This is a genomic window from Streptomyces rubellus (assembly GCF_036323805.1).
Lineage (GTDB): Bacteria > Actinomycetota > Actinomycetes > Streptomycetales > Streptomycetaceae > Streptomyces.
In genome coordinates, this window is sequence record NZ_JAZDCX010000032.1 from 48722 (window position 1) to 54721 (window position 6000).

Annotated in this window: 4 protein-coding genes; 2 read left to right on the forward strand and 2 right to left on the reverse strand. The window is 69.1% G+C overall.

The genetic code is table 11. From position 1 onward, the window contains the following. Nucleotides 1-537: 537 nt before the first annotated feature. Nucleotides 538-801, reverse strand: a complete 264-nt coding sequence (locus V1L54_RS27170; RefSeq protein WP_330120800.1) for a hypothetical protein — start codon at nt 799-801, stop codon at nt 538-540. 1 nt (nt 802) lies between these two features. Between V1L54_RS27170 and V1L54_RS27175 the strand changes: the two genes are divergently transcribed. Continuing rightward, on the forward strand, nt 803-1000 hold the full coding sequence (locus V1L54_RS27175; protein WP_330120796.1) for an excalibur calcium-binding domain-containing protein: 198 nt from the start codon (nt 803-805) through the stop codon (nt 998-1000). Nucleotides 1001-1249: 249 nt separating this feature from the next. After that, nucleotides 1250-2785 carry an ISL3 family transposase gene (locus tag V1L54_RS27180; RefSeq protein ID WP_443076806.1) on the forward strand — a complete coding sequence of 512 codons (1536 nt, stop codon included), beginning with the start codon at nt 1250-1252 and terminating at the stop codon, nt 2783-2785. Nucleotides 2786-2871: 86 nt separating this feature from the next. Here V1L54_RS27180 and V1L54_RS27185 read toward each other — a convergent pair whose 3' ends face one another. Further along, nucleotides 2872-5610 (reverse strand): DEAD/DEAH box helicase, encoded by a 2739-nt coding sequence (locus V1L54_RS27185; RefSeq protein ID WP_330120793.1) that lies wholly within the window; start codon nt 5608-5610, stop codon nt 2872-2874. Between the last annotated feature and the right edge of the window lie 390 nt (nt 5611-6000).

The following is a 6000-nucleotide window of genomic DNA, read 5'->3' on the forward strand; positions in this document are numbered from 1 at the left end:
TGCAGGATCTCGGGCTCGGCGAAATCGTTGTGTTTGTCGTGCGAAATGATGTGCAGCCCGATGTCTGAGCGGCGCCCCTGACCCGCAACCTGTCCGTTGCTCCTTGCGGCGGAGCCCACGCCGTACCCCATTGAATCCGGTCACGGAGCCTCCACCGCTCAAAACGGAACACTCAATGATGCGGATCCCAAGATGCCTGCGCCTGATCTTCGCGTGTGCCCCCTACCTGGCATAAACGGTGCCCGGTCTGTCACATCCCGGCGGTAGGGCTTCAGCGCGGCAGGACGCGCTCCTCGGATCCGGCTTCGCAAAGACCAGCGGCCACGGCCGACTCCTCCCCGGGGTGGCCGACGATCCTGATGTGCCTCAACCCGCCTCTGCCCCGATGCACGGAAGGCGTCCATGGAGCTGTCTGTGCTGGGCGATCTGTCACCCGAAAGGGTGACGTTCTGGCCGCAGGACTCCCTCTTGCCTCAGCAGCGAACTACGGTCGCTCCTCAGCTGTTTCGTCAGGGGGACCATGGCCAATCCGTACACTCAGCCCCAGCCTGCGCCGCCGCGCTCGGCGCCCAGGTGGGCCCGCAAGAGGTTCGTCCTCCCGGCCCTGGCCTTGGCGTTCTTCTTCGGTATCGGTGCCGGCGCGAGCGAGAGCGACACCACGGCGAAGGCTTCCGCCTCATCACCGTCCCCGGAGCCGGCGGTGACGGTCACCCAGACCCGGGAGATCACTGCCAGTCCGGCCGTTGAGCCGGAGCCGGCCGCGACGGTCACCGTCCGGGCCACCGAGACGGTCGAGGTCACCGTGAGCGCCCCGGCTCCACAGGCGGAGGACTTCGGTACCTCCTCGGGCGGGAACGATGGCGGCAGCGGCGGTGGGGGGTCGGCCTACTACTCCAACTGTTCAGAAGCCCGTGCTGCGGGAGCCGCACCCGTTCGCCGGGGTGATCCGGGCTATGGCCGCCACCTGGACCGTGACGGCGACGGCGTCGGCTGCGAATAGTGACCCCAGCCCTGCCGCGGCGCTTCTTGTTCTGGATGCAGGAACTGGCCTGTCGGGCAGTTCTCAACCGGGGCGCTGTTGGGGGCTGGGTACAGCAGAGGCTCCACAGCACAAGGGCACAGCGCATGGTCCCTGCCCGAATGTCTGAAGGGAGCCCGCACCGCGAATCGCGGGGAGAGGGACTGTAAGACGTTCGGGTCTGTTACGTAGTCGGTGGTGACGGTCAGTGCTCGCCTGTGATCATTGAGCGTGCATGATGCGAACACGCTTGTGGGAACGGTGTTTTCGGGGTTGTCGGCGTTGGTCATCGAAGGTGTGGCGGACGGTGGCGAGACAGTCCGGGTTACGGCTCGGACCCGGGATGTTCCCGTTCCCTGCCCGGTGTGCGGGGTGGTGACGGGAAGGGTCCACGGGTATCACGGCCGGACGGTACGGGACGTGCCGGTTGACGGCCGGCAGGTCGTGGTCCGGGTGAGGATACGACGGCTGGTCTGCCCGGTCCTGGGCTGCAGGCAGCAGACCTTCCGAGAGCAGGTCCCCGGGCTCCTGGAGCGCCATCAGCGCCGCACCACACGTCTGACCGCCCAGCTCTCCGAGGTGGTCAAGGAGTTGTGCGGCCGGGCGTCCGCCCGACTCTCCCGGTCTTTGGCCGTGCCCCTCTCGTATGCCTCCGCCCTGCGGCTGCTGCGGCGGGTGCCCGTGCCAGCGGTGCGGATCCCGCGGGTGGTCGGGGTCGACGACTTCGCCCTGCGGCGTCGGCACAGCTACGCCACGATCATCATCGACGCCGAGACCGGCGAGCGGATCGAGGTACTGCCCGGCCGCGAGGCCGCCACTGTGGAAGCCTGGCTGCGCGGGCATCCGGGCATCGAGGCCGTGTGCCGGGACGGATCGGCCACCTACGCCGAGGCGGTCCGTCGAGCCCTGCCCGGCGCAGTCCAGATCAGCGACCGCTGGCACTTGTGGCACAACTTCGCCGAGGCCGTCCGTAAAGAGGTCGCCGCGCACAGCACCTGCTGGGCGAAAGCGGGCCCGCCCCCGGCCGAGGGGAGACAGGCCGCTACCACCCACGAGCGCTGGCAGCAGGTCCACGCCCTGCGCGAGCGCGGAGTCGGCCTGCTGGAGTGCGCGCGCCGCCTGAACCTGGCTCTCAACACTGTCAAGCGCTACGACCGTGTCGCCGAGCCAGAGCGCCTCATCCGCGCCCCCACGTACCGGCCCACCCTCGTGGATCCCTACCGCGATCACCTGCGCCGGCGCCGGCTGGAGAATCCGGCCGTCCCCGTCACCCATCTCCTGCGGGAGATCAGGGAGCTGGGCTACACCGGCAGCTCGAACCTGCTGGTCCGCTACATCAACCAGGGACGTGTCGAGGGCGACCGGCCCGCACTCTCGCCCCGGCGCCTGGCCCGCTACCTTCTCACCCGCCCCGACCGCCTCAAGGACCACCAGCGGGAACGTATCGAGGCCGCCCGCGCCGCCTGCCACGAGATGACCGCTCTGGCCGACCTCATCCACCGCTTCGCCGCGCTGCTGGATCCCGCCGACGGCAATGCCGCCCTGCTGAGCACCTGGATCAACTTGGTCCAGGCCGAGGACCTGCCCCACCTGCATGCCTTCACCCGGGGCCTCGAGAAGGACCGCGCCGCCGTCGACGCCGCCCTCACCCTGCCGTACCACAACGGCGGCACCGAAGGCGTCAACAACAAAACCAAACTGGTCAAGCGCCAGATGTACGGCCGCGCCGGCTTCGCCCTCCTCCGCCACCGCATCCTCCTGGGCTGACCACACCCTCCGTCACCACCGACTACGGAACAGACCCGCTCGTTTTACAGACCCGCCGGTCCCGCACCAAGAGCGCATGGCCGGGCTTACTTTGCCCATTGCAGTCCGAGGTCGGCCAGTGCCTGGCGTCGCTGGGGTGTCAGTTTCGCTCGTCTGGTTTTCTGGTTGGTCAGCCATACGCCCAGCCGGACGGTCACCGGCGCGCCGTCCTTGGCCGGTGTGCCGTCGGGGGTGGCTGGGTGGAGGGTTTCTTGGTGGTGGCGGGGGACGGTGAGGTGTCCTTCCCGGGCCAGGTATTGCCGGGCGGCGGCCACACCCCGCTCGAAGTTGTTCAGGTCGTGCAGGTCGGTCACGGCCGGTGCCGCTGCGTCCGGTTGTGTCTGGTCTGTTTCGGCGGGTGCCTGGACGCCGAGTTTCTGCAGTAGTTTCCGCTGCCCGTCCTCCAGGTGTGGCCAGGTGGCGAGTTGGCGTCGCAGCCATGTGCCGACGTCGAGGCCGCAGGCCCGTACTCCGGGGGGCACCTGGACTGGTCCGGTCTCGTCGTGGAGGAGGTAGGCGAGGGCGGACCAGTGCCGCTGCCAGGAGATGGGCCAGGGAGGGTTCCACCACTGGTCGATCTCCCGCAGCACGGCATCGCGGGACTCGGTGAGGGCCATGGCGCCTTTCCGCAGGTTCTCCAGCCACTGCCCGAGAGCGAATCCGTCCACCATCGCGTCACGGGGCGCGCACAACGTCCCGAATTTCTTGCAGTATGCCCGTGCCGCGGTGAGCCCGTTGGTGAATTTCGCGTCGGCGACGTCCCAGACCATGCCGAGTTCGTCCAGCAACTCGTAGCGGTGGGGGCGCAGGGTCCCGTTCTGGAAGGCCCGGCGCTGTTCCTGGATCCAGGAGCCGAGGGGGTAGGGGGTGCCATCGGGCCGGGTCAGGGTGGCGGTGGCCGGCACCCTGGCGTGTCCGTGCTCGTCCACCCACTGCTGGAGGGCTTCGTATCCGGCGAGCCAGACCTTGCTGTCGGGCTGCAGGATGCGGGTGCGCAGGAACTTCGCGATCAGGGCCGGGTCACGCTGGTGGGTGAACCGCAGCAGCGGCACCCCCGCAAACCTGTCGTCGGCCCCGGTCTCGTCGTCGGCCGCACCGCCGTGCTCGTCCCGCTCCTGGCTGCCTCCCTCAGTCCCGTCCTGGTCCTGGTTGCTGTGGTGTTCCCGGCCGCCGGCCGCCGCGCCGCCGTTGTCTGTCTCGCCGCTACTGCCGTGGCTGTTCCCACCGGCCCCGTCCTCCTGCCCGGCTGTTGTGGCCTGGGTGGGTTGGGGGGTGGCGGGGTCGAGGGTGAGGGTGTTGGTGGGTGTGCCGGAGCTGCTGCTGGCGGCGAGCATGAGGCGTTGGACGATGCGTTCGTCGTGGGCCTGGAGGCCGGCCAGTACCTGCAGGAGGGGCCGGTAGGAGCTGGAGGTCATCATCTCCTCCGGTCGTTCCCCGGGCGCGAGGAAGACCGGCACCACGATCCGCGCCGTCTTGCCTTCGCCGGGTTCCTGCCGCAGGGCGCGGCCGAGGATCTGCACGATCTGCACCGGGGAGGACCGCGCGTCGGCCAGCACCACGCCGTCGACTCCGGCGCGGCCGCGGATGTCCACGCCTTCGGCGAGCACCTGGCAGGAGGCGAGGATCTGGGCGTCGGCGACCCAGCCGTCTGCGGTGAGGCCGTCGGCGAACCGGCCCAGCACCTGGCGCCGGTGGGCGGGGGAGTGCTCCCCGCACAGCCACTCCGCCCCCACCTGGGCCGGGTACCGCGCCGGGTCGGTGGCGTGCAGTTGCGCGGCCGTCTGCGGTAGGGATCGGGCCATGGCCATGGCGGCCAGGGTGGTGCTGTGGAAGGTCAGCAGGCTTCTTCCGCCCACTTCGTCCAGCCGTGTCAGCAGCGCGGCCTGGAGCGCGGCCAGACGCCGTCCCTGGACCTCTTCGTCGTCGGCGTCTGGCTCTGGGGGGTGGGGGTCGGTGATCTCTAGGACGTCGACCTCCCACCGCGCCAGCAGACCCCGCTCGACGGCCTCCATCAGCTCCAGCTCGAACAACACCGGCCCGTACAGGCTCTCGTCGTCCATGCTCGCGACCAGTCGTGCCCGGCCGCCACCGCCGTCGGGCGGGGCCTCCCACAGCCGCGGGGTGGCCGTCATGAACAGCCTCCGCACGGCCGGCACCCGCTGGCTGTCCAGTGCCGCGGCCCACGCCTTCCCCAGATCCCCGGACGTTCTGTGCGCCTCGTCCACGACCAGGAGGTCGAAGCCCGGCATGCACGGCCCGGTGAAGCCCGCCCCGTGCATGGCCTTCTCCAGCACCCCACGCCGGGCCCGGGAACTGCCCCACGGACCGTCCTCACCATCCTGGCGGGCCTCCTGGGCCACCAGGCAGGCGTACGTCATCAGCACCACCACCGGCCCGCCCTCACCCGCCCAGCGCGCCAGCTGCGCCGGGTCGGTGGTGCACCGCACCCCCAGCGCCTCCAGCAGCGGATCATCCCCCAGCGAGCACACCGCGACCATCCGACCCCGGTGGCCGGCCCTGCGCCACGCCTCCGCCGTCTGCGCCAGCAGATCCAGCGTGGGCACCAGCACCCCGCACCGACCACGCGGCACCACCCTGCGCGCGGCAGCAGCAGCCGTGACGGTCTTTCCGGTGCCGGTCGCCATCACCACTGTGCCACGCACATCATCGTTATTCTGCGCGCCGGAAAGCCCTCTCACAATGGCATTCACAGCCTCTTTCTGATGGGGCCGCAGATGGAAATCTCCGGCGGAATAAGCACCCTCACATACCATGCCATTTCCCATTCTCAACTGCGGCAGAAAGTCAGCAGACTCGCGGAAGTCAACGCTCTGGGGGTACCCCTTGAACTTCCCAATTTCTACCCGTGATGCATCACGCGACACGCGAATAGGTTAAGCAAGCCAAGTCAGCATGCCCCCACCTCCGTACACCTGTCAAGTCGTCAGGTCCTGGCACACGCGTTCGCAGCCCCCACCGCCCCCGGCCGGACTGCATCCGAACACAGCCCGCCCCCATCTCTCCAGGAAGCCCTCGCTTGAGCCCCAGCCACCAGTACATGCGCACCCGCTGACACCTCCTTAACCACCCCCGGACCCCTATGCGGTGAATTGCGGAGCAATTCACACCGTAATTCACGAAGTGAATTACGGCCAAATCCCGTAGGGATTTGGCCC

Coding starts and splice junctions, on each gene's coding strand:
- V1L54_RS27185 (WP_330120793.1), bottom strand. CDS start 5,610: ATGGGAAATGGCATGGTATGTGAGGGTGCTTATTCCGCCGGAGATTTC.